Here is a 24,704-nt window from a genome sequence, read left to right as displayed (position 1 = left end):
AAAAATTTTTATTTACGTCGTAATTAAAACGCTAAAATGTTAAAAAATATATTCTAATTAAAGGAATATTCTACTTTTTACAAAGTGATATAAGGTTTTGATGCTTTTTAAACATTTTTAGAATATTAATTATCCTGTTGTAACTATTAAGATTTTTATTAGTTTAATCTAAGTAAAGTAATTGATTATGCTAGGATATCGATTTTCTGACTATAAACCTGATCCTCAGCAAGGGGGTAAAAAATTCGATCAGCTTTTAAAGATCTTTTTAGAATTGATGGTTTATACCTCCGGTGATGTTTCAGAAGCCCTTAATTGGATGAATAATCTGGACAAGCATCACAATCTCACCGATGATGAATACGGTATGGGCGATTTTATAGAAGACCTCAGGAAAAAAAGCTATATCACGGAAGATAATCAATCAGGAAAAATTGAATTAACAGGCAAATCTGAACAATCCATAAGAAAAAATGCCCTTGAGGAAATTTTCGGGAAACTGAAAAAAAGTGGTAGCGGAAATCATCACACTCCACATAGCGGCCAGGGAGATGAAAGAGGAACAGACAAAAGAGAATTTCGGTTTGGCGACACACCTGATCAAATTGATTTTACAGGGTCATTCAGAAATGCTCAAATTAATCATGGTTTCGGTGACATCATGCTAACAGAGGGTGACCTCGAGGTGGTAGAAAATGAGTATAAAACTCAAACCTCCACAGTCCTTATGATCGATATATCCCATTCAATGATTTTATATGGAGAAGATCGAATCACACCGGCCAAAAAAGTAGCAATGGCTTTAGCCGAGCTGATCACAACCAAATATAAAAAAGACACGCTTGATATTATTGTATTTGGAAATGATGCCTGGCAAATTGAAATTAAGGATCTCCCTTATCTACAGGTAGGTCCCTACCACACCAATACCGTTGCAGGACTTGAGCTGGCAATGGATATTCTCAGAAGAAGGAAGAATAGGAATAAACAGATTTTTATGATTACCGATGGTAAGCCTACCTGTCTGAAAGTTGGTGTCAAATACTATAAAAATAGTTTTGGTCTCGATAAAAAGATTCTTAACAAAACATTGGACCTCGCTGTACAATGTAGAAAAATAAATATTCCGATCACCACATTTATGATCGCTTCAGATCCATGGCTTCAGGAGTTTGTCAGAGAATTTACAATGGCAAACCAGGGTAACGCATATTACTCGAGCCTCAAAGGATTGGGTGACCTGATTTTTGAGGATTATAGAAGAAATAAACGTAAACAGTTTTAAAAAAAATCCACTATGTCGTATTTCGATCTTGCTCATGATGAGCTATTGAAAATAAATACTCTTGGCGAACTTAAAAAAGCCGGCTATAAACCTCGTTCAATAAAAGATGAGTTACGAGAAAACCTAATCATAAAGCTAAGGAATAAGGAAGATGTATTTGAAGGTATTTGGGGATATGAAGAAACAGTTATTCCGGAGATTGAACGGGCTATTCTATCCAGACATAATATTAATCTTTTAGGATTAAGAGGTCAGGCAAAAACAAAAATTGCCCGGCAAATGGTCAAATTACTCGATTCGGTGATCCCTGTAGTTGCTGGTAGCGAAATGAATGACGATCCCATGCAACCACTAAGTCGAAAAGCAAAAGATTTAATAGCTGAGCATGGTGATGAAACTCCAATATTCTGGTTAAGCAGAGAAGAACGTTATAGTGAAAAATTAGCTACACCCGATGTATCAGTTGCTGATTTGATTGGTGATGTCGATCCTATAAAAGCAGCTTCACTTAAACTACCGTATTCTGATGAACGAGTAATCCATTTTGGTATCATACCACGGTCACACAGAGGAATCTTCGTAATAAACGAGCTCCCTGACCTACAGGCAAGGATACAGGTTTCTTTATTTAACATCCTTCAGGAAGGTGACATACAAATCAGAGGTTTTAAACTTCGATTACCACTCGACATACAATTTGTTTTTACTGCTAATCCGGAAGATTATACTAACAGGGGAAGTATAGTTACACCTTTAAAAGATAGAATTGGTAGTCAGATAATCACTCACTATCCTAAATCAATATATATTAGCAAACATATTACTGCTCAGGAAGCTAAGCTTTCGGTAGATCAACAACAAAAAGTTGTTATACCCGAGCTTATCAAAGATTTAGTTGAACAAGTTGCTGTTGAAGCAAGACAAAGCGAATATGTAGATGTAAAAAGTGGCGTCAGTGCAAGGTTAACAATAACTGCATTTGAAAACCTTGCCAGTACTGCAGAATTAAGACGATTAAAGTCGGGTGAAGATCAGGTCACGGCCAGAATAGGAGATCTTTCAGGAATTATACCATCAATCACTGGAAAAGTGGAGCTGGTTTATGAAGGTGAGCAGGAAGGTCCCGGAATTGTTGCTCAAAACCTGATTGGCAAAGCTATCAGAACCCAGTTTACTGAGTATTTTCCAGATCCTGAACAAACGAGAAAATTAAAGGAAGGTAATCCTTACAAATCACTCACTGAATGGTTTGGAGGTGGAAATAAAATTGATCTATTGATCAATGCTTCCGGAAAGGATTACAAAGAAACACTTGAAAAAGTTCCCGGTCTTAAAAAACTAATTGAAGACAACATAAAAGATATTGGTGAAACAGAAAAGCATCTGTTCATGGAGTTTGCCCTCCACGGTTTAGCTGAATACAGTATGCTAAGCAAAAAGCAACTTATTGGTGGTCATTCATTCGGAGATCTCCTTAGCAGTATGTTTAGCATTGACGATTTTGATAAATTTGAAGATGACGATATTTAATTAATCTTATTGCCTTAGATTTGCAATCTCTTTTTTTGAGTACCTGGTAATTAGAAAAAATGGACTTTAAGACGTTGAAAAACCTTGTCCGGCAGGGAGAAGGTCAGCATATTGAATTCAAGAAAAAAGTTAACCATCCTGAAAAAATTGTTCGGGAAATGGTGGCTTTCGCTAATTCTACAGGAGGAAAAGTACTCATTGGTGTCTCAGATGAAAAAGAAATCAGTGGATTAAAATATCCGGATGAAGATATTTACGAAATGGAAGGAGCTATAAAAAAGCTTATCCGCCCACAGCTTTCTTTTACCCTGGAGACAATCGTCACAAGAGATCAAAAAACAATCCTTTCCTATGACATCCAGGAAAGCAGGAAAAAACCCCACTATGCCCTAGAGAAACCAGGACAAAAATTTGGCAGAGCATATGTCAGAGTTGATGACCGTAGCATACAGGCCAGCAGAGAGGTTCTCGAAATCATCCGCAAACAAAGCCAGCAAAGAGATGTATGGTTTGAGTATGGTGAGAATGAGCGAATTTTATTGAATTATTTAGCAGAATTTAATGAAATCACACTTAAAGGATATATGAGAGAAGCCGGTTTACCCAAAGTGCCGGCTTCCAAAATTTTAGTAACTCTTGTGCTCGCAGGGGTCCTGGAGGTCTATCCTTCTGATAAAGAGGATGTTTTCAAATTAGCTGACCAAAAACTGGCTAACGAGAAAGCCCTTAAATAAAAAAAAGATATATTATTAATATAATTTTCCTACCTCTTTTTCTATCTTAATTGGAAAGCTATTGATTTACACAATTAACCTTTCCATATGGCTAAAAAGAAATCTTCCCCTAAAAAAGTATTTGTCCTTGATACATCCGTAATCCTTTATGCTCATGATGCTATCATGCACTTTGAAGAACACGATGTCGCTATTCCGATCACTGTTCTGGAGGAGCTGGACAATTTCAAAAAAGGAAATGATTCATTGAATTTTGAAGCAAGAGAATTTATCAGGTTGCTGGATCGACTTGCCAAAGGTCATAAACTTGATGAATGGATACCTCTCCAGCCGGGAAAGAGTTCTAAAAAGGGAAAGTTTAAAGTACTCATGGACCTTGATAGCAAGGTTAACGCACTAAGAATTTTTAACGATAATAAACACGATCATCAAATATTAAATGCTGCATTAAAACTACAGGAATCAGAAAGCGATAAGCAGGTTATATTTATTACAAAAGATATTAATTTAAGACTGAAAGCCAAGTCACTGGAACTTGTCGCTGAAGATTACGAAACCGGGAAAGTATCTAATCTGAATACTTTATACACCGGAAAAAAAATCTATGAAAATGTAGATAATAAATATATCGATGCACTTCATCAAAATGAACATATCCCTTGGGAAGATATCTTTGATAAGAAACCGGTGGATAATGAATTTTCAATTTTAAAAAGTGATTCCGGCTCAGTACTATGCTATTTCAATGCGGAAACAAAATGCCTCGAAAAAGTTGAAAAAAGGCCTGTATATGGTATCAAGCCAAGAAATGCTGAGCAAACTTTCGCTGTGCATGCTATTCTGAATCCGGAAATTAAGCTGGTTTCCATCCAGGGAATTGCCGGTACCGGTAAAACGCTATTAGCATTAGCTGCAGCATTAGAATCAAGACGCGAATTTAAACAGATATACCTGGCCAGACCTATTGTGCCTCTCTCTAATAAAGACATCGGGTATTTGCCGGGAGATATTAAAAGTAAGTTAAACCCATATATGGAACCCCTGTGGGATAACCTTAAATTCATTCAAAATCAATGGAATGAAACAGATAAGGAATTTATCAGGATCACAGAAATGGTCAACAAAGAAAAGCTGATGATCACTCCGCTGGCTTATATACGCGGAAGGTCTTTCTCTAATATTATCTTTATTATTGACGAAGCTCAAAACCTGACTCCTCATGAAATCAAAACAATAATTACGAGAGCCGGAGAAAACACCAAAATTATTTTTACAGGTGATATCAGGCAAATTGACACTCCTTATCTTGATTCTCAAAGTAATGGTATGAGTTACCTGATCGATCGCTTAAAAGATCATCCTTTGTATGCTCATGTTACACTTGAAAAAGGAGAAAGATCAGAGCTTGCCAATCTCGCAAATGAGATGCTATGATTTATTAAACACTTTAAATAAAAAGTTATATTTTAGCGAAAACGTATTTTTAATTTTAATAGTCAGATGTCCGATCTGCCCAAAATAGCTTTAAATTTTTTCGTCAACCTGGTATTTATCCTCACCACAACGTTTTTACTTTTGGTGATTCTTTATTCCAGTGATACTATTTCAACTGTTCCTGCAGAAATGGTTGATGATTTTACTATCTGGTCAGGCATAGCCGATTATTCGCAATATGCTGACTCTTGGAATCATCTTGCTATTGTGGCAATATTAAGTGGAATCACTCTGCTATGGTCGCTAATATCGATTTTCACAGAATTGTTTTTTAAAAAATATATCCTTACGAATAAAAAGTCGAAACGCATTGGATTCTGGCTTTTACATAAGCTTACTGTTTCAGTACTTACCCTTGGTGCAATTCTAATTTTTTGTAATCTCACCCTAATGGCTTATGAAGTCAAAAAAAGCTATGAATATAAAGAATTAAAAGCTGGAAGATATCCTACCGTGGTTACTATAAAAAAAGGACTCGGTGAAAGTGATGAAGAAACATGGCATAATATCAGATCAATAGTTAATGCAGCAGTAAATGTTTATGATAGTGGTCATGTTAAATATTTTTACATTATGAGCGACTCCCTCACGGATTCAACGTTTACCAATTATGCTTCTAAAGAAATTTCCAGGCAAACGGGAGTCAGGGAACGATATATTACTATTAACCGAGATGACAAAACCCTGTATGATGGATTAATTAACTTTATTGATCATAATAGAAATAAACGGGTGATTTTCGTAGGAAATAAATATTTGCTGGACAAACTGGTGATAATGGCAAGATATTATGAAATCTTGCCACTAAGCATATCAGTGCAGGGAAAAATCAATACAAAGATCTTTTTCAATGAGTTTCTGGACAGAACTAAGTTCTTTTTTGATGTCTTTCTTTTTGACCAGCAACCTTTTTTCAAGCTGATCAAAAAAAGAGATGATATCAGATATTATGAGCCAAAGCATCAGGCATTGGTTGCTGCTACGATGATTCTTTTCCTTGCGACCCTCCTTTTCTTTTTTAGATCATGTAAATTCGTATTCCATTCCTATAATGTTTATGACTGACAACTTAACTATTGTGGTGACAGATGGAAGAGCATTAAATCCCGGCGATCTCAATTGGGATCCATGGAAAGAATTTGGAAACATTACCGTGTATGATCACTTGCCAGATGAAGAAGTTGTTTCTAAGTGTGAACATGCAAATGTCCTTGTGGTCAATAAAACAAAACTCACAGAAGATATTCTCAGGCAATTACCAAAACTTAAATTCATTGCCGTAACTGCTACAGGTGTAAATAACATAGATCTTGACTATTGCAAAGAAAAAAATATTACCGTAAAAAACACTCCGGGTTATGGTACGTTCTGTGTAGCACAACATGCTATCGCTTTACTGCTAGCCATAACTAACAAAGTGGCAGGCCATAATCTTAGTGTCCGAAGAAACGAATGGGCTGCTCAAAGTGATTTTTCTTATACCATCGGTCCTGTCATTGAATTGAAAGATAAAACAATGGGGATTTATGGATATGGCAATATTGGTCAGCAAACAGCAAAAATAGCTGAATCACTCGGAATGAATGTTATATACCATTCCAGGTCAAAAAAGGAGACTAATCATGAATTTGTCGGTTTTGATAAACTCATCTCTCAAAGCGATGTAATTTCTTTACATGCCCCCCTTTCTCATCAGAATAAGGAATGCTTTAATAAAGAAGTCTTCCACAAAATGAAAGAATCTGCCATCCTGATAAATACATCTCGCGGCGGACTAATCAATGAGAAAGATTTAAAGAAAGCCCTGGATAAAAATTCTATTTCTGGGGCAGCACTTGATGTCCTCCAAAATGAGCCTCCACAAGAAAATCATCCTCTATTAGATTTAGACAACATTATTATTACCCCTCATATGGCCTGGGCCGCATATGAGTCCAGAAAAAGAATCATGGATATGAGTATTAACAACCTTAAAACCTATTTAACCCACAAATAAGGGATAAAAATCAATAAAATATCCCCCTAATAAGGTGATGTGAGAAGTTTTAAAATATTCTACATTTAAATAGGTTTAGATTTAACGAAAGCCTTCTGAAACAAATTCTTACCCGGTAATAAAATATTGGTAAACTTCTCTTCATACTGCAGAATTATTCAGAAGGCTTTTTCTTTTACTCTTCTTAACTCACATCCCTGTTTGATAATATAATATTTTAGCGATAACTTCCTGCAAAGTTATAATCATGATCAAAACTATCGCAGTTTTCGGGGCAACTGGCATGCTCGGTGTCCCGGTAGTAAAAGAGTTAATAAATGAAGGTTTTCATATTCGGGCATTAGTCAGGGATATTGAAAAGGCTAAAAAATTACTTCCTCATTCTGTTGAATTCATTTCCGGAAATCTAAAAAACGAACAAGACATTGAAAATACTCTTGTTGGTGCTGAAGGGGTTTATATAAACCTCAGTGTAAAACCCAACGATAAGAAAAACCAATGGCTTGCTGAAAGAGATGGCCTGAATAGTATAATAAAGAAATCTAAAATCGCAGGTGTTCAGAGAATTGCTCTTTGCTCTTCATTAGTGAAAAATCATAATAAATCATCCGGTTTTCATTGGTGGGTGTTTGATATAAAAGAGCAAGCTGTTAATTCTATTAAAACTTGTGGAATTCCCTTTACTATTTTTTATCCATCTTCGTTTATGGAAAATTTTGATAAAGGTGACTATGTTCAGGATGGTAAGATCATGCTTGCCGGGGAATCGAAACATCCAATGTACTTCATTGCAGGTTCGGATTATGGCAAGCAAGTTGCCTATTCTTTCAAAAAGCTCCTTAATGAGAACAAACACTACCCTGTCCAGGGTCTGGAAGCATTTAAGGCTGATCAAGCAGCTGAGATTTTCAAAAAAAACTTATCTGAAAAAGATCTTAGCATAAAGAAAATGCCTATCAGATTATTATGGTTCTTATCTCTTTTCTCTTCGAAAATGAATTACATATATAAAATCCTGACTGCCCTGAATAAATACCCGGAAAAATTTGAATCTGAAATAACCTGGAAAGAATTGGGTAAACCTTCAATTACTCTTGAAGAATATTCCAGAAAAGCTACCCTGAAACAATGAGTCAATAAATTCGTTTCGAAATTATGTCAAAAAATGCAATTATTATTGGTTCGGGTATCGCGGGATTGGCCACAGCAATCAGACTTAAGGCCAAAAACTATGATGTAAGTGTATTCGAAGCAAATGATTCACCTGGAGGTAAGCTTTCGAGACTCGAATCTAATGGCTATACATTCGATGCAGGACCATCTTTATTTACTTTACCATCTTTAGTTGATGAGCTTTTTGAAATTTCAGGAGAGAAGCCAGATGAAAATTTCAAATACTATAAAAAGAACATCCACTGTCAATACTATTTTGATGACGGGACTAAATTTACTGCCTGGGATGACCAGGATAAATTTATTGACGAAATAACTGAGGTTTTTAAAATAAATGCTAAATCTGTTCTTGAATATCTTGATAAAAGTAAACGGAAGTACGAATTAACCTCACCTCTTTTCCTGGAAAGATCACTTCATAAAGTGAACTCTTTTTTAAACTTTAAAACACTTAAAGCGATAGCCAGTGCAAAAAATCTGGATCTGTTCGATACATTAGACGAAGTAAACAGGCATCACTTTAAAGATCCAAGATTGGTCCAGTTATTTAATCGTTACGCCACCTACAATGGTTCTTCTCCCTACAAAACACCGGGAATCATGTCGATGATCCCACATTTAGAATTCAATGTAGGAACTTTTTATCCCGAAGGAGGAATGTATTCTATCACAGACTCCCTTTATGCTTTAGCAAAGAAAAAAGGTGTCAAATTCCAGTTTAATAGTCCGGTTGAAAGAATTATATGTAAAGAAGGATTAGCAAAAGGAATTAAAACCCAAAATCAGGAATACAATGCAGATCTTGTAGTATCTAATATGGATATTGTACCAACATATAGAAAGCTAATACCTGACCAAAAGGCACCTGAAAAAACATTGTCGCAGGAAAGATCAAGCTCCGCTTTAATTTTTTACTGGGGAATAAAGGACCAGTTCCCTGAGCTGGACCTTCATAATATTTTCTTTTCTGGAAATTATAAGAAAGAATTCACAGATATTTTCGATCACAAAAAAGTTCCTGATGATCCGACGATATACATTAACATTACTTCAAAAGAAGATCCTGATCACGCTCCTGAGGGATGCGAAAACTGGTTTGTAATGGTAAATGTCCCGCCTAATTCTGGTCAGAACTGGGAAGAAATGATTTCTATTACAAAAAGGAAAGTTATTAGTCGATTAAATAAATTTCTTGATACAGACATCGAAAAGTTAATAGAAACAGAAGAAATGCTTACCCCCATTACGATTGAATCAAAAACGAGTTCTTATATGGGTGCTCTTTATGGTGCTGGTAGTAATGACCGAAATGCGGCATTTCTGCGTCACCCTAATTTTTCCAACAAGATCAAAAATCTTTACTTCTGTGGTGGAAGCGTACATCCCGGTGGTGGAATTCCTTTGTGTTTGCAGAGTGCTAAAATTGTCTCATCGTTGGTCGAAAAATGAAAGCTAAAGAAGAAATAAAGAACAGTAATCAAATCAGGTTTATCATTTATTTCTTGTACCTGGTTCACATCGCCGGTGTGTTTGGTATAATGTCACCATGGAGAGAATTATTTCTAGACCTTACTCCGTTTACAATATTACTGACCACTGCAATAATTATTTATGCATTACCCAGTAAAGACAGGGTGACCTTTTCTTGCCTAAGTGCTGCATTTGTTATTGGTTTTATCGCTGAATACTTAGGAGTTAATTATGGACTTATTTTCGGAGATTACCATTATGGCACTAATTTGGGTCCTAAGATTGGAGGGGTCCCCCCTATTATTGGCATTAACTGGGCTATTTTAACTTATTGTACTGCCGTTTTAACCAGTTATATGATAATTAATCCATGGATCAGAGCAATTACCGGTGCCTTGATTATGACAGGTATAGACCTGTTTATTGAACCAGTCGCCCCTAAGGTTGACTTTTGGTTTTTTGATGCAGGAGTTGCTCAGGTTCAAAATTATATTGGATGGTTTTCTATTTCCTTTTTAGCCCAAATTATCTTTCAAAAATCAAATTTCAGTAAGAATTTTTATGTTGCGAACAATGTGTTAGTTATTCAAACACTATTTTTTGTTATCCTAAATGTAGTCGCATGAAAAAGCATTATAATTTTATTATTGCCGGTGGAGGTGCAGCCGGTCTTGTGCTGGTCAATCGCATTCTTGATAGCCCGGTTTTAAATAAAAAGTCTGTATTAATAATTGATAAAAGTGATAAATCGGAAAATGACCGCACGTGGTGCTTTTGGGAAAAAGGAACTGGCCCCTGGGATGAAATAATATACAAATCCTGGAGAAAAGCGATGTTTAAAGATTCCCATTCCTGCATGGAGTTTAATTTAAACCCGTACAGATATAAAATGATCCGTGGTATTGATTTCTATCAACACATTAAATCGAGGATCAATAATAATGCTAACGTTGAGTTTTTAAATACAAAAATTGAATCTTTAAATACCGATCAAAATACGGCTAAAGCAACCACTTCTGATGGGTCAACTTTCACGGCTGATATTATCTTCAATAGCATACCTGATTTTTCAGAGGTAAAAAACAGTAAAAAATACCCTTTACTTTTACAACATTTTATTGGCTGGGTAATAGAAACAGAGGAAGATAAATTTGATGAGTCCTCAGTAACTTTTATGGATTTTTCTGTCGCTCAAAAAGAGAATACCCGATTCATGTATGTATTGCCATTCTCAAGAAATAAAGCCCTGGTAGAATATACCCTCTTTTCACCTAAATTGTTAAAAAAAGAAGAATACGAAAATGAAATAAAAAAGTATATATCCGACGATTTAGGGATAAATGAATATACAATTTCAGAAAAAGAAAAAGGAGCCATTCCGATGACAACTTTCCCTTTTGAAAAGGTAACAGATAATAAAATAATTAACATCGGTACTCAAGGTGGAAGCACCAAAGCTTCTACAGGTTTTACATTTAAACGTATAAATGAGGATACAACCAATATTATAAAGTATCTGGAAGGAAAATGTGATAATATTGAAACGAATGAAAACAGATTCAGATATTACGACATGCTTCTCATTGATGTATTGTTTGATAACAACGAAAAAGGAGCGGAAATTTTCAGTTCGCTATTTAGAAAGAATAACCCGGTAAAAATATTCGACTTTCTAGATGAAAGAACTAAAATCTCAGAAGAAGTTAAAATTATGTTCAGTAGTCCGCAAATGCCATTTTTGAAATCTATGTTTAAAAGAATCTTCTACAGGAATTTTCTTAATTGATACGCTCCCTCTCTTCCAAAATATTTCCGCTAAGTCTTTTTAGTTGGATTTCTAATATTTTAGCTGCGAAAGCTGCATCTAAAAGTCTTAATTTTGCATCTTCTGCATTTTTTTGAGCTTCGCGTAATTCCAGAAATGTTGATCTCCCCAGTTTATAGCGATCAAAAGCAATTTCAATATTTTCCTTAGCAATGGATGTATTATCCATTTCCAGTTCGATCAATCCCAAAGCTCTTTGATAGGAACTATAGGTTCTTTCAAATTCCGCAATAACTTCTAATCTGACCTGCTCATAACTTAGCTCTGCATTATCTTTTTCTATTTTCGCGTTTTGTTCTCTGCGATTAATATTTAACCCATTAAAAATCGGGATAGTAGCTCGTAAACCATAATTAAATCCTGTGGACTGGTTACTCAATAAAAACCCTGCTTGTGATTCCAGCCTGCTATAACCATAACTACCAAATGCAGTTACTCTGGGAAATCTTTCAGATCTTACAATTTCCACATTATAAGTAGTCCCTATTTTATTGGACTCAGCCTGTTTTAACAAACTATTGTTTTTTAAAACTTCTTCCTTCAGATTCTCATAAGAATAAAGTGAAATAGCATTAATTGAATCTGACGCATAATATTGACGTTCTGAATCCTGACCAAGTAATAGATTCAAATTGATCGTTGCTTGTTGTAATTGGTTAAGCTGATTAATATATGCCGAACTATCAGCATTGTAGTCAGTTTGAGCAGTTAGTAATTCAGTTTTTGAAGTTTTCCCGACATCATACTTATCAGAAGCAATTCTGATTCGGGCACGACTGATCTCCATTGTTTCTTTTAAAACCCGAAGCTGTTCAGCAGAATATCTTAAATTATAATAGGACTCTGCGATCTGGTATAAGGTAGATTCTACACTATTTTTCCAACTATAGGTTGCGGTCATTTCCTGCTGTTGAAGCTGTTCGTATCTTTTAAACATACCAAGCCCGTCAAAAACTATCCATTCAGCATCAATGCTGGCATCAACCGTATTACTTCTGGCGCCATCCCTGGTTTGAGAATCACCACTTACAAACTGCTGTTCTACATCTTCATTACTCCATCTCATGCTGGCATTACCATCAACTGTAGGCAGGAACCCAGCATTTCCTAAAGTCACGTTATTAGAAGCTATCTCCCGGAAATTATCTTCTATTTTAAGATTATAATTATTTTCCAGACCTATTCTAACTGCTTCACCCAGTGATAATTCTTCGAAATCTGTCGAATCAATTATGGCATATCTTTCCTGAGCCATCATCCCGGAAAGTCCCACTAAGACTGAGAGTATTATGATTAATGTAACTTTTTTCATCTTCATTCAATTTACATTCTTGAAACTCTGGCTTCTTTACCAGTAAGATATGTATAGACTGCCGGAATAATATAAAGAGTAAGAATCGTTGAAAAGATCAATCCACCGATTACCGCAATACCCATAGATACCCTGCTTTCTGATCCTGCTCCTAAAGCAAGTGCAATTGGCAGGATTCCCAAAATCGTAGAAAGTGATGTCATAAGAATCGGTCTGAACCTATCTTCTGCTGCTTCAATTATGGCTTCTTTCACTCCCATCCCTAAGGCCTTTTTCTGATTCGCAAACTCCACAATTAAAATACCGTTTTTAGTTACAAGTCCGATTAGCATTATAATTCCGATCTGACTGAAAATATTCAATGTTTCATCAAATAACCACAGCGCTCCAAGTGAGCCTGCCATCGCTAGAGGAACAGTTAAGATAATAACTATAGGATCTCTAAAGCTTTCAAACTGTGCTGACAATACGAGATAGATCAGAATTAATGCAAATAGAAAAGCAAAAATCAAACTATTTGAGCTTTCCATAAACTCGAGTGACTGTCCATCAAGACTAGTCGTAAAACGTTCATCGAGCACATCGCCCTTTATTTCGTCCATCGCATCAATTCCTTTATCGATAGTAACTCCAGGGGCTAATGATGCTGATACGGTGGCTGATGCATATCGATTAAATCTAAATAACTGAGGGGGTGTAGCACTTTCCTCCACATGAATCAGGTTATCGAGTAATATCAATTCTCCTTTATTATTTTTGATATATAAAGTCCTCAGATCTACAGGTTCATTTCTGTTTTGCTCACTCATCTGGCCGATGATTTGATATTGCTTGCCTTCCATTATGAAATAACCAAACCGCTGTCCTGAATAAGCCAAAGATAATGTTTGAGCAATATCTCTGACTGACACTCCTAATGTTTGTGCCCTTTCTCTATCTATCTTTACAGTCAATTCAGGTTTATTAAATTTCAGATTCACATCTACATAAACAAACTCCTCACGCTGCTTGGCTTTATCCACAAATTCACCTATTACCTCTTTTAATTGGTAGATATCTCCTGCCTGGATTACATATTGAATTGGCTGGCCACCTCCCCCGCCACCGATTGATTGTTCCTGAGAAACAAAAGGACGAGCAGCAGTAAGTTGACTTACCTTTGGAGTAAAACTATCCACAATCTCTTGCTGACTTCTCTCCCTGTTTTCAGGATCAACTAATATTACTCTCCAAAAGGCTGAATTAACCGATGATGTCGCACCAAATCCTGGAGATGTTACCGAAATAATCGCATCAGTTTCAGGAATTTCTTCTTCAACAAGGTCTATCACGTCATCAACATAATTATCCATGTATTCAAAAGTTGTGCCTTCAGGCCCTGCAGCAAAAATCCTGAACCCATTTCTGTCTTCATATGGCGCCAATTCCGAAGGTAAATCCAGGTAAATAATTACTCCTAATCCTGCCAATAACACAATAGCTACTGGTCCTAACAGGCGATAATTCATAAACCATTCCAGAGAACGATTATATAGCCTGTTAAGACCCACAAAAAACTTTTCAGTCTTGCGATAAAAGTATCCCTTTTCCTCTCTTTTCTTGAGTAGTTTAGTGCAGAGCATTGGAGCAAGTGTCAAAGCAACAAAAGATGAGATGATAACTGATGATGCCACTACAACTCCAAACTCTCTGAACAACCTTCCTGTCAATCCCTGCAGAAAGATCACAGGCAGAAATACTGCAGCAAGTGCTACCGTTGTAGAAATTACAGCAAAGAAAATTTCTTTTGCTCCATCGAAGCCTGCTTCCAGCGGTGCCTTACCATCCTCTATCTTCTTATAAATATTTTCCAGCACAACTATAGTGTCATCCACCACCAGTCCGATGGCCAGAACAATACCTAGAAGGGTAAGAACATTTATAGAAAATCCGGCTGCATACATTACAAAAAATGTCCCGATTAAAGAAATAGGTATGGTTATTACCGGAATAATAGTTGTTCTCCAGTCTCGTAAAAAGAAAAATATAATTGCAAAAACCAGTGTAAAGGCCACTGCAATTGTTTGTTCTACTTCCTGTATCGATTCGCGAATATACTCTGTTACATCAAAGCCAATACCCAATTCGATATCTTCCGGAATATCTTTTCTAAGGGATTGTAACCGATCATAAAATTCGTCGATAATTTCAATGTTATTTGATCCTGGTTGTGGCCTTAATACAACCCCAACCATCGGAATACCATCTCTTTTTAAAATGGTTCTTTCATTTTCAGGTCCCAGTTCTGCATGACCAATATCGCGGAACTTAATAATATAATTTTCAGTTTCTTTTACGATCAGATCATTGTAATCTTCCGGGGTTGTTAAGCGACCCAGTGTTCTAACCGATAGTTCTGAGAAAACACCCTCTACCCTGCCTGAAGGAAGTTCAACGTTTTGCTCGCTGACAGCACTATAAACATCTAAAGGAGTAATATTATAAGCAGAAAGCTTATCCGGATCCATCCAGAGACGCATAGAGTATTTTTTCTCACCCCATATATCTACCTGGCTGACTCCGGGAATAGTTTGGAAACGTTCTTTAAATGTTGTTTCAGCTATTTGAGATAGTTCCAATAGTGATCGCTCATCACTTTTGAGATTTAAAAATACGATGGGCTCGCTATCTGCATCAGCTTTAATCACCGTAGGAGGATCAGCATCTGCCGGTATGTTTCTTCTTGCCCTGGCTACTCTATCCCTCACATCATTGGCAGCAGCTTCCAGGTCCTCTCCCAATTCAAATTCAACGGTGATAGTACTACGCCCATCACGACTCACTGAAGTTAATTTCTTAATACCGGAAATACCATTTATCTCTTCCTCTAAAGGTTCAGTGATCTGAGATTCGATCACTTCAGCATTTGCACCTACATAATTGGTAGATACTGTGATGATTGGTGGATCTACACTGGGATATTCCCGAACTCCTAAAAGGTTAAACCCAATCACTCCAAAAATGATGATCATCAAAGACATCACAATTGCGAGCACCGGCCTGTTTATACTTATACTCGAAAGACTAGCCATAAAAAATTTAGTTTTTCAACTCCAAAGGAGTTCCTTCATTGATCTGTAATAAACCAGTAGTGATCACGCTGTCTCCTTTGTTCAGACCTGACATGATTTCGATTTCGGTCGGAGTTCGTATACCTATATTTACCTTTTGTACTGATGCCTTACCATTTTCTACTAAATAAACCTTATGTCCGTCAAGCTCTGGAATTACAGCCTGATTTGGTACCAGAATAGCATTTTCCCTCGCTTCAAGATTTATATTTACCCGGGTGAACTGCCCTGGTCTTAATTCTTTATTTTCGTTGGCTGCAACAGCTCTCACAGTTGTAGCTCCGGTTGCAGGATCCACACCAGGCTCAATTGCATAAACTTCTCCTTCGAATGTCTTATCAGAAACTTCAACAGTAAAATCTACGCTTTGACCCTTACTAAGTGTTCCAATATATTTAGCGGGAAGTGCGAATTCAATTTTAGCAGGATTTAAACTATATAAACTTGCTATTGGAGTGGTCGGAGAAATATAACTTCCTTCACTGACATATCTTAAACCTATATATCCACTAAAAGGAGCTCTCACTTCCGATTTGGCTATTTCAGCTTTAAGTAATTGAACATCAGCTACTGCCGTATTTAATTCAGTTAATGCCAGATCATATTCTTCCTGACTTATCGCCTCTCGCTTAAGAAGTTCATCCTGTCGATATTCAGTTTGCTCCTTCAGTTCAAGGTTGTATCGAGCTTTGGAAAGTTGAGCCTTGAGATCGTCAACATTTGTTGCCAATAACAATTGTCCCTTTCTTACATAATCCCCTTCCTTAAAAAGAATTTTGTCAACCTTTCCTCCTCTTTCAACCCTTAATTCTACTGATTCATTAGCAAGTATTTTCCCTGTTACTGCTATCTGATTTTTAAACAGCTTTTCTTCTGCAATTATATAATTAACCGGGATTTTTCGGGCTGCCCTGGATGTGGATGAACCGGCCTTTAATTCTGGCTGATTGGATTTATTTCCGGAAATTATATCTTTCTGGAATATTATAAACACCACGGCAAGTACAATAATTATAATCACTGCTGTGGTTCTCTTTAATGTTTTACTCATAACTGTTGAGCTGTCCGAGCTTTATTAAAATCATTATTTAATTCTTCGTAACGAGATTTAGCGATAAAAAGATTATTGTTATAACAATTTTTGATTGGACTTATGCCTGTTTTTATCTCTTTTCGTCTTTTTTACAATGTTTTTTTTGAATGCTTCCTCCAGATCTACTCCTGTTTGATTGGCAAGGCAAGCTAAAACCCATATAATATCTGCCATCTCATCACCAAGATCTTTATCCTTATCAGATTCTTTTTCTGATTGTTCACCATATCTCCGGGAAATAATTCTGGCCAATTCTCCTACCTCCTCAGTTAGAATTGCCATATTGGTCAGCTCATTGAAATATCTGACACCATATTCCTTTATCCAGGAATCAACCTCATCCTGTACTTGTTTTAAGGATATATTGTTTTTCTGATCAGTCATCTATTCCTTATTTTTAGTATCCATATTTATAGTAACCGGACCATCATTTACTAAAGAAACTTTCATATCTGCTCCAAATTCACCAGTTTCTACTTTATCATTCCCCAATGCCTTTTTAAATGCTGCTATGCTTTCTTCATATAATGGAACAGACTGGTCTGGCTTTGCAGCTTTTATATATGATGGTCTGTTGCCTTTCTTGTAGGAAGCATGCAATGTAAACTGACTAATGAGGAGTAACTCTCCACTGATATCAAGCAAGCTTTTATTCATTACTCCATCCTCATCATCAAAAATTCTTAAATTAGAAATCTTCCTAACAAGCCAATCAATATCTTCAGTACCATCCTCTTGTTCAATTCCTAAAAGAACCATGAGTCCACTTCCTATTTCCCCGATAATTTCTCCATTAACTTTTACACTGGATTCACTTACTCTCTGAATTGTTGCTCTCATAAAAAATTAATATTTCTGTATTTGTTCTGATTCTATTATTTCTATACCATCAACATTTTGCTGAGCACGGCTAATCATTGACCGTGCTACTTTCTCAGCCTTAACCGGTTTATACTTTTTCAATGGCCCTGAAAATATCCATCCAAATACTTTTGAAAATCCTTTGAACAGATCTTCACCAAGCCTGTTTTCATCTCTGTTTCCTAATAATAAAGAAGGTCTGAATATCGATGTAGAAGCATAATTAACCCTTTTCAGGTCTCTTTCAACTTCACCTTTAACTCTATTATAGAAAATCCTGGAGTCAGGATCTGCCCCCAATGCTGTGATTATAAGATAGTGTTGCATAGAGCCTGATCGTTTTAATGCATTTGCAGCCACCATGGGATAATCATAATCCACCTCAATAAACTTTTCCTGTGACCCTGCTTTCTTAATTGTTGTACCCAGGCAGCAAAAGATATCATCGGCATAATATTTTTTCAGCTCTTTCGCCAATTTTGAAAAATCAACAACCACTTCCTGCAATTTCTTGTGTTTATTACCAGAAGGCCTCCTGACAATTGAGATAACCTTTTTATAAGTATCATCAGAGAGTACTTGTTCAAGTAATATTCCACCAACTAAACCGGTAGATCCGAGAATTAAAGCAGTTTTTTTAGTCATAAATCATTTATTTATATCAGTCGACCATATTCTACTCCACAATTTACCTAACTCTTCTTTAATTTTTCCTTCAGGTTGTTTTTGGTTTTGTTTTACTATAATACCGTTTTCCCCTTTTTCAAATTCAAAAGAGAAAATGAATCCTGAATCAGGATTGTACCAACCTAGCATGGGTCCAAATCGGATATCATTAACGATTGTTTTACCATCTACGCTTTTCTTATATTGAAGCCAGTCATTTGAAAAATGCTTCAGTCCCGCTAACTCTTCTTTATCCTTCATCCATTCCGCTGGTGAATTTTTCGGAATAACAGAATCTCTAAAATCCTGTTCAGCGATCAGCATACTGAAATATCCAGCCTGATAATGATCGCCTTTGTCAATAACTACTGTCCACAACCAATTGCAAACAGGCGAAGGAACAGTCATAATCCGTTCATAAGGCTCACTATTACTTTCAAGGTACTCAGTTACTTTTTTATCGACATGGTATTTATGATAAACCGTGAGCAACAAGTATGAGGAAGATAAAGCTAGCGCCCATAGTGCAATCCTCTTTCTAAAATTATTTGTTTTCCCATAAAAAAGCAGAAATATAACTCCTGCCAATAACCAAATAGAATATAATGGATCTATAACAAAGATCGTTTTCCATGCAACCCGGGCATCTAGAAATGGCCACAAAATTTCAGTTCCATAATTAGTAAAAGCATCAAGTAATGGATGCGTAAATATTACCAGAAAGAAAAATAAGAACCAATTCTGATAAGAAATTGAAGTTCTTTTCTGCAATTTTAAAGCTATCCAACCAAAAAGCAAGGAGGTAATAAGTGCAAAAGTAATACTGTGGGATGGACCTCTGTGAAACAGCACTCCCTCGACAGTTGACATGGAGGATTGGACCAATACATCGAGATCGGGCAAGGTTCCTCCAATGATACCTAAAACTGAAGCTTTACGACCTATCTTATTTCCAAGTACAGCTTCTCCAACTGTTGCACCTAATAATGCTTGTGTAAGTGAATCCATAAAAAAACCGTCAGAGTTATGACGGTTATAAGTATTTTATTAAAAAAGTTATTTTATCTGCTTTTTAACAAAGGCATTAAGCTCCTCTGACAATTCTTTTCCTTTATTTTGAGCGTACCAGGTATGAGCAGAAATCGCAAATGCCTGGTAATCGAAATCACCACTGGCTTTGCCTTTCTCAAGCATTTTTTGAACGGACTTCGGACGTGGACCCCAGGTCGCTAATTCATTCAGATCATTGTTTAAAGCAATCATTTTAGGAATGGCTCTACCTCCATTTGTGAGGTATTCATCCATCACCTCAAGATTCTCATCTCTTAATATTATTTTAAGCTCAATATTCGAATTTAATTCAGCTGCTTTCTTTATAAAAGGCAGGTTTTGAGCAACATCTCCACACCATGGCTCAACCAAAATTAGCCAGGTTACCGGATTTTCTAATTTTGTTATAGTCTCTTTTAACGAATCATCCAAATCACCGGTTCTAATCCACTTTTTCATCCGGCTAAAATTCAGTCTGGTATATTCAATCATCCCCTCAGATTGATTATTACCGGTAGTTCGATTTTCATCAACGAGCTTTTTTGATAATTCAAAATACTCCTCAAATGACATTGCACTTTTTATAAGCTGCTTGTTAATTACCTTTAACTCTTCCATTGTTTAAACAAGTATTTACAACTTATATACTCAAAGTAGTAAAAAAGGTTAGGAAAATTAATGGTTAATTAGTTGCATCGACGTATTCATGACCTTGTTCCCAGGCACGATACTCATCGATATCATTTTTAAAATTAGAAAAAATCCATGCGAGTAAGGCGATATCATCTGCAAATCCAATCAGAGGAATAAAATCCGGAATAAAATCTATCGGCATTACAAAATATACCACTCCTGCTAAAATTCCAATTAGAGATTTCGTTGGTATCTTCTTATAGTCTTTCTTAGCATAAGCCCTGATCATCCTCAAAGCAGCTAAAAAATCACCCTTAATAGCCTGGAAGGTCTCTTTACTTAATAAGCCCTTATCCATTTTGGTGAAAGCAAGTCCTGCCAGTCTCGCAGATCTATTTTTACTAGCTGCTATTTTGGTTGCCTGCTTTTTAGCAAGCTTCATTGCACTCGAGTCAAGTATTTCGTTTACGTCCATATTATTTTGTCATTATTCCATGTATGATCCGGTGAGCCAAAGCTTTGGCCAGTTCATGTGGGTTTAAAGTTCCTGTTGGTCTGTACCAATTGATCACCCAGTTGACAGAAGATAGCATGGTTAAAACGCTCAATTTTTCATTAAGGTCGATGAATTTTCCTTCTACCTTTCCCTCTCTATAGATATCAATCAGTTTAGACTCATATTCATCTTTCATCTTATTCAGCCTGGAATAGTGCGGTTCACTTAAATGCTTCCATTCATTTAAAAATACAGCACTACTATCTGTATCAGAAAGTAATACTTCTACGTGACCTATCAAAAATTGCTCGAGCCTTTTTTCGTTATTATTTTTAATTTCCTCGAGTTCATTTAGCTTTTCATTAAAAGCATCTGCCTTTTCGAAGCAAATATGCTGAAGAATCTCTTCTTTCGATTTGATGTGTGAGTACAAACTTGCAGCTTCAATACCAAGTTTTTTGGCCAGGTCACGCATAGAAGCAGAGGCATACCCTTTTTCTCTAAATAGCCTGGTTGCTTGCTTGATTACATTATCTCTTTTTGATATACCTGCATCCCTTATCATATTCGGATCTTGTTTTGTAAACAAAATAAAGAATAAAAGAAATAAAAATAACAATGAAAACCCATATAATAATTCATTGATTTATATTTTTGCAGAATGGTTAAACACATTATCAGTTTTGTCATAAGGAAAGTACCAAGAAAACACCTTCAGCTTTTCAGTCATTTTGCACTTAGAATGATGAAGGTTTTTTATATAGGAAATAATGTAACCTGCCCGGTGTGTGATTCGAATTTTAGAGAATTTGTACCCTATGGTAGAAAACCTCCCAGAAAAAATGCCTTATGCCCTAATTGCCTTGCTTTAGAAAGACATAGATTATTATGGCTTTATCTTAAAAACGAAACTGATTTTTTTTCGGAGGAAGCAAAGCTTTTACATATCGCTCCGGAATTATGCTTCATAGATAGATTTGAAAAAATTGAATCCCTTGAATATATCACAGGAGATCTCGAGTCACCTCTCGCTAAGGTAAAAATGGATATCAATGAAATTCCATTTGAGGAGAATTCTTTTGACATGGTTTTTTGCAATCATGTAATGGAACATATTCCCGATGACATTCATGCTATGAAGGAGGTTTACCGAGTCTTAAAACCCGGAGGATGGGCTATTTTACAGTCTCCACAGGATATGAACATGCAGGATACGTATGAAGATCCTGAGATTACAGATCCCAAAGATCGCGAAGAGCACTTCAAGCAGTCAGATCATTACAGAATTTATGGACTAGATTATGGTGAAAGGTTGAAAAAAGGAGGATTTGAGGTAAAAGAAATACCCTATCCGAAACAGCTTGATCAAGATCTTGTAAAAAAATATGCTCTTCCGGAAGAAGAAATTATTTATCTCTGTACTAAACCTGATTAACTATCCGCTATATGGTTTCTTTATGAATTTGATCCATTCAACAAAAAATCCATTCCCATAGGCAAATAATTGAATAAAAGAAGCAACCACTGATTTTGATGCAATACTCAGACTCTTTTCATTCTTTAAGTAGGAGTCCATAAAGATAATTAAGTAATAGGCTAAAATCATTCCCGCTCCAAAAATGAAAAGACTGGGGAAAAACCATGGAAAAACGATCAACCAAATAAGTATCCCCAGATAAAAAGCCACTGGAAATAAATGAAAAAATTTGATCTCTCCCGGATAAAACCTACCGATATTAATTCTTGCCCTTCCAAAAAAGAATAATTGCCTGTAAAATTGTCTGAAGTCCGTTCTGCGTTTGTGATAGACATAAGCATCTTCTATCAAACCAACCTTAAAACCTGCTTTAATTATTCGAATACTAAACTCAATGTCTTCACCCATTCTGGTTATCACATATCCTTTAGTTTTCTTCCAAACATCTGCTGAGATCCCCATATTAAAACTTCTGGGATGGAATGTTCCGGCATGTTGCTTGCTTCCTCTTATCCCTCCGGTTGTATATGGGGAAGTCATTGAATAAGAAATCGCCTTTTGAACATCACTAAAAGATGGGTGCGATTTGTCTGGTCCACCAAATGCATCAAGCCAATATGTGTTGAGATGGTCGTCCACAGTTTTTAAATAATGTGAAGGAATGATGCAATCAGAATCAAAAACTATAAAATAGTCTCCCGAAGCTCTTTCATATGCATAATTTCGAGTAAAGCCCTGGCCCTCATTTTCCTTGGTGAAATATTTTAGATCCAGCTTATCTGTATACCTTTCTATTATGTGATCGCATGGATCAGAAGAACCATCTTCAATAACCAGAACCTCAAAGTGAGAATATTCCTGTTTTGTTAAACTTTCTAATAATTCATCAACTTCACCTGGCCTGTTATAAACCGGGATAATCAGAGAGTAAAACCTGCTGTTATCAGACATTTTCCCTTTCTTCAAATCCTTTTTTCTCCGAAATTAAATAATCGTTTTTATACCGATCAGTTTGAGTAATCATTTCTCCTAAAAAACCAGCTAAAAAAAGCTGAACACCAATAACCAGGGCTATTAATGCTAAAAAGAATAATGGTTGTTCGGTTACTGCTCTTGCTACTTTATGAGTAAACCAAACGGTGTATAGCTTTTCAAAAATCACCCAACAAGTAATAAAAAACCCAGCCATAAACGATAAAGTACCCATTGTCCCGAAAAATGCATGGGTCGCTTTTTGTACTTCATCACAAAAGTGATAGAAAGAAGGTCTAAAAATCCATTGACAAATCTTTCTATCCCAAATTTTGTTTCACCGTACTTCCTGGCCCGGTGTTGTACCACTCGTTCACCAATCTTATTAAAGCCTTTCCATTTAGCTATTACTGGGATATACCGATGCATCTCCCCATAAACTTCAAGTGATTTAACTACTTCGTTTTTATAAGCTTTCAATCCACAATTAAAATCATGGAGCTTAATTTTGGAGATCTTTGCAGTTACCGCATTAAAAAATTTTGAAGGGATAGTTTTAGTTATGGGATCATGTCGCTTTTTCTTCCATCCTGATACAAGGTCATACCCTTCATCACGAATCATAGATACAAGACCGGGAATTTCATCGGGACTATCCTGAAGGTCAGCGTCCATGGTTATGACTACTTCACCTATAGCTGCTTTAAATCCAGTGTCTAAGGCAGCTGATTTACCATAATTCCTATTAAATTTAATTCCTTTAATGGAATCATTTTTATCAGATAATTCTTCGATGACAGCCCAGGAGTTATCACTGGAGCCATCATCGATTATAATAACTTCATATTTCAGGCTATTTTCCTCATTCACCCTGTCTATCCACTCAACGAGTTCTGGAAGGGATTCTGATTCATTATAAGCCGGAATAACCAAGGATACATCGATATCCTTTCCGTTTGTCATATATAGTCCTCCTGAGGTTTTTTCTTTTTAAATATGGCAGCAAATATAGCTCCTATTACAGCATATACTAATATCGAATAACCAAAACTTTTTAGTTGCCCGGAAAGTGTAAATTGCTCTAATGTGTTATTATATGTTTCATCAAGTTCACCTTCCATTTGGCTGGCATCACCACCAAATTTTTCAACCATGCTAATCGTAGATTCAACTGTATTTTCTGCAATCATTGCTGGAGCGTCTGGATCTATTACTGTAAATAATACAATTCCTACGATCGTATTAATGATACCTCCTACTAATAATAAAAAAAAGTTATATTTGAACGCTTCTCCAAAGCTCCAATACCCTCCTATTCCATTTCTAAAGCGGGAATTAAATATGATTAAGAGGAAAATATACAAAGCGAACAGACCAAGTCCATACCACATCGTACCGAACATAGATAAATCAACAACATAGATTATAACTGTCAATAATGTAAAAATAAGTCCGATAATCACACCGTCCTTAACGCCTTCTGAAATAAATGTGTCTTTCATTTTAATTGATTTAGGTTTATAGATT

General features: G+C 36.1%; 23 protein-coding genes and 1 pseudogene. 11 read left to right on the top strand and 13 right to left on the bottom strand.

Annotated elements, in window-relative coordinates; translation table 11 throughout:
- Nucleotides 1-187: 187 nt before the first annotated feature.
- From DCC35_RS05030 to DCC35_RS04985, 10 genes are all read left to right on the top strand, one after another.
- Nucleotides 188-1,285 (top strand): vWA domain-containing protein, encoded by a 1,098-nt coding sequence (locus tag DCC35_RS05030; RefSeq protein ID WP_137089755.1) that lies wholly within the window; start codon nt 188-190, stop codon nt 1,283-1,285.
- Nucleotides 1,286-1,297: 12 nt separating this feature from the next.
- On the top strand, nt 1,298-2,815 hold the full coding sequence (locus DCC35_RS05025) for a P-loop NTPase family protein (protein ID WP_137089754.1): 1,518 nt from the start codon (nt 1,298-1,300) through the stop codon (nt 2,813-2,815).
- 59 nt (nt 2,816-2,874) lie between these two features.
- A complete protein-coding gene (locus DCC35_RS05020) occupies nt 2,875-3,549 on the top strand; it encodes an AlbA family DNA-binding domain-containing protein (protein ID WP_137089753.1) in 675 nt (224 codons plus the stop codon).
- Nucleotides 3,550-3,636: 87 nt separating this feature from the next.
- Nucleotides 3,637-4,983 carry a PhoH family protein gene (locus DCC35_RS05015; protein ID WP_137089752.1) on the top strand — a complete coding sequence of 449 codons (1,347 nt, stop codon included), beginning with the start codon at nt 3,637-3,639 and terminating at the stop codon, nt 4,981-4,983.
- A gap of 66 nt (nt 4,984-5,049) precedes the next feature.
- A complete protein-coding gene (locus DCC35_RS05010; RefSeq protein WP_137089751.1) occupies nt 5,050-6,108 on the top strand; it encodes a hypothetical protein in 1,059 nt (352 codons plus the stop codon).
- Entirely contained in the window at nt 6,101-7,039 is a 939-nt protein-coding gene (locus tag DCC35_RS05005; protein WP_137089750.1) for a D-2-hydroxyacid dehydrogenase, read from the top strand. The genes DCC35_RS05010 and DCC35_RS05005 overlap by 8 nt, the downstream gene beginning before the upstream one ends.
- A 247-nt stretch (nt 7,040-7,286) precedes the next feature.
- Nucleotides 7,287-8,171, top strand: a complete 885-nt coding sequence (locus DCC35_RS05000) for an SDR family oxidoreductase (protein WP_137089749.1) — start codon at nt 7,287-7,289, stop codon at nt 8,169-8,171.
- A gap of 23 nt (nt 8,172-8,194) precedes the next feature.
- Complete coding sequence (crtD, locus tag DCC35_RS04995; protein WP_137089748.1) at nt 8,195-9,661, top strand: 1-hydroxycarotenoid 3,4-desaturase CrtD; 1,467 nt, start codon at nt 8,195-8,197, stop codon at nt 9,659-9,661.
- Nucleotides 9,658-10,308 (top strand): carotenoid biosynthesis protein, encoded by a 651-nt coding sequence (locus DCC35_RS04990; RefSeq protein WP_137089747.1) that lies wholly within the window; start codon nt 9,658-9,660, stop codon nt 10,306-10,308. The genes crtD and DCC35_RS04990 overlap by 4 nt, the downstream gene beginning before the upstream one ends.
- The gene (locus DCC35_RS04985) at nt 10,305-11,468 is read left to right on the top strand and encodes a lycopene cyclase family protein (protein ID WP_137089746.1); all 1,164 of its coding nucleotides are present in this window, start codon (nt 10,305-10,307) and stop codon (nt 11,466-11,468) included. Before DCC35_RS04990 ends, DCC35_RS04985 begins: the two co-directional genes overlap by 4 nt.
- Here the strand turns inward: DCC35_RS04985 and DCC35_RS04980 are convergent.
- The 10 genes from DCC35_RS04980 to DCC35_RS04935 all read right to left on the bottom strand — a co-directional run bounded on the left by DCC35_RS04980 (nt 11,461) and on the right by DCC35_RS04935 (nt 21,293).
- Complete coding sequence (locus DCC35_RS04980; protein WP_175402715.1) at nt 11,461-12,819, bottom strand: TolC family protein; 1,359 nt, start codon at nt 12,817-12,819, stop codon at nt 11,461-11,463. The two genes, DCC35_RS04985 and DCC35_RS04980, sit on opposite strands and share 8 nt — an antisense overlap.
- An 11-nt stretch (nt 12,820-12,830) precedes the next feature.
- Entirely contained in the window at nt 12,831-15,890 is a 3,060-nt protein-coding gene (locus DCC35_RS04975; protein ID WP_137089744.1) for an efflux RND transporter permease subunit, read from the bottom strand.
- A 7-nt stretch (nt 15,891-15,897) separates the two neighbouring features.
- Nucleotides 15,898-16,980 carry an efflux RND transporter periplasmic adaptor subunit gene (locus tag DCC35_RS04970; RefSeq protein WP_137089743.1) on the bottom strand — a complete coding sequence of 361 codons (1,083 nt, stop codon included), beginning with the start codon at nt 16,978-16,980 and terminating at the stop codon, nt 15,898-15,900.
- Nucleotides 16,981-17,058: 78 nt separating this feature from the next.
- On the bottom strand, nt 17,059-17,406 hold the full coding sequence (locus tag DCC35_RS04965) for a nucleotide pyrophosphohydrolase (RefSeq protein ID WP_137089742.1): 348 nt from the start codon (nt 17,404-17,406) through the stop codon (nt 17,059-17,061).
- Nucleotides 17,407-17,862, bottom strand: coding sequence for a D-aminoacyl-tRNA deacylase (dtd, locus tag DCC35_RS04960; RefSeq protein ID WP_137089741.1), 456 nt, complete (start codon nt 17,860-17,862; stop codon nt 17,407-17,409).
- Between the two features lie 6 nt (nt 17,863-17,868).
- Nucleotides 17,869-18,528 (bottom strand): oxidoreductase, encoded by a 660-nt coding sequence (locus DCC35_RS04955; protein WP_137089740.1) that lies wholly within the window; start codon nt 18,526-18,528, stop codon nt 17,869-17,871.
- 3 nt (nt 18,529-18,531) lie between these two features.
- Nucleotides 18,532-19,557 (bottom strand): metal-dependent hydrolase, encoded by a 1,026-nt coding sequence (locus DCC35_RS04950; RefSeq protein ID WP_137089739.1) that lies wholly within the window; start codon nt 19,555-19,557, stop codon nt 18,532-18,534.
- 48 nt (nt 19,558-19,605) lie between these two features.
- Nucleotides 19,606-20,217, bottom strand: coding sequence for a thioredoxin family protein (locus DCC35_RS04945; RefSeq protein WP_137089738.1), 612 nt, complete (start codon nt 20,215-20,217; stop codon nt 19,606-19,608).
- A gap of 64 nt (nt 20,218-20,281) precedes the next feature.
- Nucleotides 20,282-20,707 (bottom strand): YkvA family protein, encoded by a 426-nt coding sequence (locus DCC35_RS04940; RefSeq protein WP_137089737.1) that lies wholly within the window; start codon nt 20,705-20,707, stop codon nt 20,282-20,284.
- Between the two features lies 1 nt (nt 20,708).
- A complete protein-coding gene (locus DCC35_RS04935) occupies nt 20,709-21,293 on the bottom strand; it encodes a TetR/AcrR family transcriptional regulator (RefSeq protein WP_137089736.1) in 585 nt (194 codons plus the stop codon).
- Between the two features lie 96 nt (nt 21,294-21,389).
- Between DCC35_RS04935 and DCC35_RS04930 the strand changes: the two genes are divergently transcribed.
- Complete coding sequence (locus tag DCC35_RS04930) at nt 21,390-22,163, top strand: class I SAM-dependent methyltransferase (RefSeq protein ID WP_137089735.1); 774 nt, start codon at nt 21,390-21,392, stop codon at nt 22,161-22,163.
- On the opposite strand, the gene DCC35_RS04925 is transcribed toward DCC35_RS04930, so the two are convergent.
- From DCC35_RS04925 to DCC35_RS04915, 3 genes and pseudogenes are all read right to left on the bottom strand, one after another.
- Nucleotides 22,164-23,156, bottom strand: coding sequence for a glycosyltransferase (locus tag DCC35_RS04925; RefSeq protein ID WP_137089734.1), 993 nt, complete (start codon nt 23,154-23,156; stop codon nt 22,164-22,166).
- A pseudogene (locus tag DCC35_RS04920) lies at nt 23,149-24,140 on the bottom strand (glycosyltransferase family 2 protein). Before DCC35_RS04920 ends, DCC35_RS04925 begins: the two are co-directional and overlap by 8 nt.
- Complete coding sequence (locus DCC35_RS04915) at nt 24,137-24,679, bottom strand: DUF4199 domain-containing protein (RefSeq protein ID WP_137089733.1); 543 nt, start codon at nt 24,677-24,679, stop codon at nt 24,137-24,139. Before DCC35_RS04915 ends, DCC35_RS04920 begins: the two are co-directional and overlap by 4 nt.
- Nucleotides 24,680-24,704 lie beyond the last annotated feature (25 nt).

Source organism: Mangrovivirga cuniculi (assembly GCF_005166025.1).
GTDB classification, from domain to species: Bacteria; Bacteroidota; Bacteroidia; order Cytophagales; family Cyclobacteriaceae; genus Mangrovivirga; species Mangrovivirga cuniculi.
This window is presented reverse-complemented; position numbering and strand designations above follow the sequence as displayed.

Coding starts and splice junctions, on each gene's coding strand:
- crtD (WP_137089748.1), top strand. CDS start 8,195: ATGTCAAAAAATGCAATTATTATTGGTTCGGGTATCGCGGGATTGGCC.
- dtd (WP_137089741.1), bottom strand. CDS start 17,862: ATGAGAGCAACAATTCAGAGAGTAAGTGAATCCAGTGTAAAAGTTAAT.
- DCC35_RS05020 (WP_137089753.1), top strand. CDS start 2,875: ATGGACTTTAAGACGTTGAAAAACCTTGTCCGGCAGGGAGAAGGTCAG.
- DCC35_RS05030 (WP_137089755.1), top strand. CDS start 188: ATGCTAGGATATCGATTTTCTGACTATAAACCTGATCCTCAGCAAGGG.
- DCC35_RS04980 (WP_175402715.1), bottom strand. CDS start 12,819: ATGAAAAAAGTTACATTAATCATAATACTCTCAGTCTTAGTGGGACTT.
- DCC35_RS04950 (WP_137089739.1), bottom strand. CDS start 19,557: ATGGATTCACTTACACAAGCATTATTAGGTGCAACAGTTGGAGAAGCT.
- DCC35_RS04940 (WP_137089737.1), bottom strand. CDS start 20,707: ATGGACGTAAACGAAATACTTGACTCGAGTGCAATGAAGCTTGCTAAA.
- DCC35_RS05000 (WP_137089749.1), top strand. CDS start 7,287: ATGATCAAAACTATCGCAGTTTTCGGGGCAACTGGCATGCTCGGTGTC.
- DCC35_RS04925 (WP_137089734.1), bottom strand. CDS start 23,156: ATGTCTGATAACAGCAGGTTTTACTCTCTGATTATCCCGGTTTATAAC.
- DCC35_RS05025 (WP_137089754.1), top strand. CDS start 1,298: ATGTCGTATTTCGATCTTGCTCATGATGAGCTATTGAAAATAAATACT.
- DCC35_RS04985 (WP_137089746.1), top strand. CDS start 10,305: ATGAAAAAGCATTATAATTTTATTATTGCCGGTGGAGGTGCAGCCGGT.
- DCC35_RS04990 (WP_137089747.1), top strand. CDS start 9,658: ATGAAAGCTAAAGAAGAAATAAAGAACAGTAATCAAATCAGGTTTATC.
- DCC35_RS04935 (WP_137089736.1), bottom strand. CDS start 21,293: ATGATAAGGGATGCAGGTATATCAAAAAGAGATAATGTAATCAAGCAA.
- DCC35_RS05015 (WP_137089752.1), top strand. CDS start 3,637: ATGGCTAAAAAGAAATCTTCCCCTAAAAAAGTATTTGTCCTTGATACA.
- DCC35_RS04930 (WP_137089735.1), top strand. CDS start 21,390: ATGGTTAAACACATTATCAGTTTTGTCATAAGGAAAGTACCAAGAAAA.
- DCC35_RS04970 (WP_137089743.1), bottom strand. CDS start 16,980: ATGAGTAAAACATTAAAGAGAACCACAGCAGTGATTATAATTATTGTA.
- DCC35_RS04915 (WP_137089733.1), bottom strand. CDS start 24,679: ATGAAAGACACATTTATTTCAGAAGGCGTTAAGGACGGTGTGATTATC.
- DCC35_RS04945 (WP_137089738.1), bottom strand. CDS start 20,217: ATGGAAGAGTTAAAGGTAATTAACAAGCAGCTTATAAAAAGTGCAATG.
- DCC35_RS04955 (WP_137089740.1), bottom strand. CDS start 18,528: ATGACTAAAAAAACTGCTTTAATTCTCGGATCTACCGGTTTAGTTGGT.
- DCC35_RS05005 (WP_137089750.1), top strand. CDS start 6,101: ATGACTGACAACTTAACTATTGTGGTGACAGATGGAAGAGCATTAAAT.
- DCC35_RS04965 (WP_137089742.1), bottom strand. CDS start 17,406: ATGACTGATCAGAAAAACAATATATCCTTAAAACAAGTACAGGATGAG.
- DCC35_RS05010 (WP_137089751.1), top strand. CDS start 5,050: ATGTCCGATCTGCCCAAAATAGCTTTAAATTTTTTCGTCAACCTGGTA.
- DCC35_RS04975 (WP_137089744.1), bottom strand. CDS start 15,890: ATGGCTAGTCTTTCGAGTATAAGTATAAACAGGCCGGTGCTCGCAATT.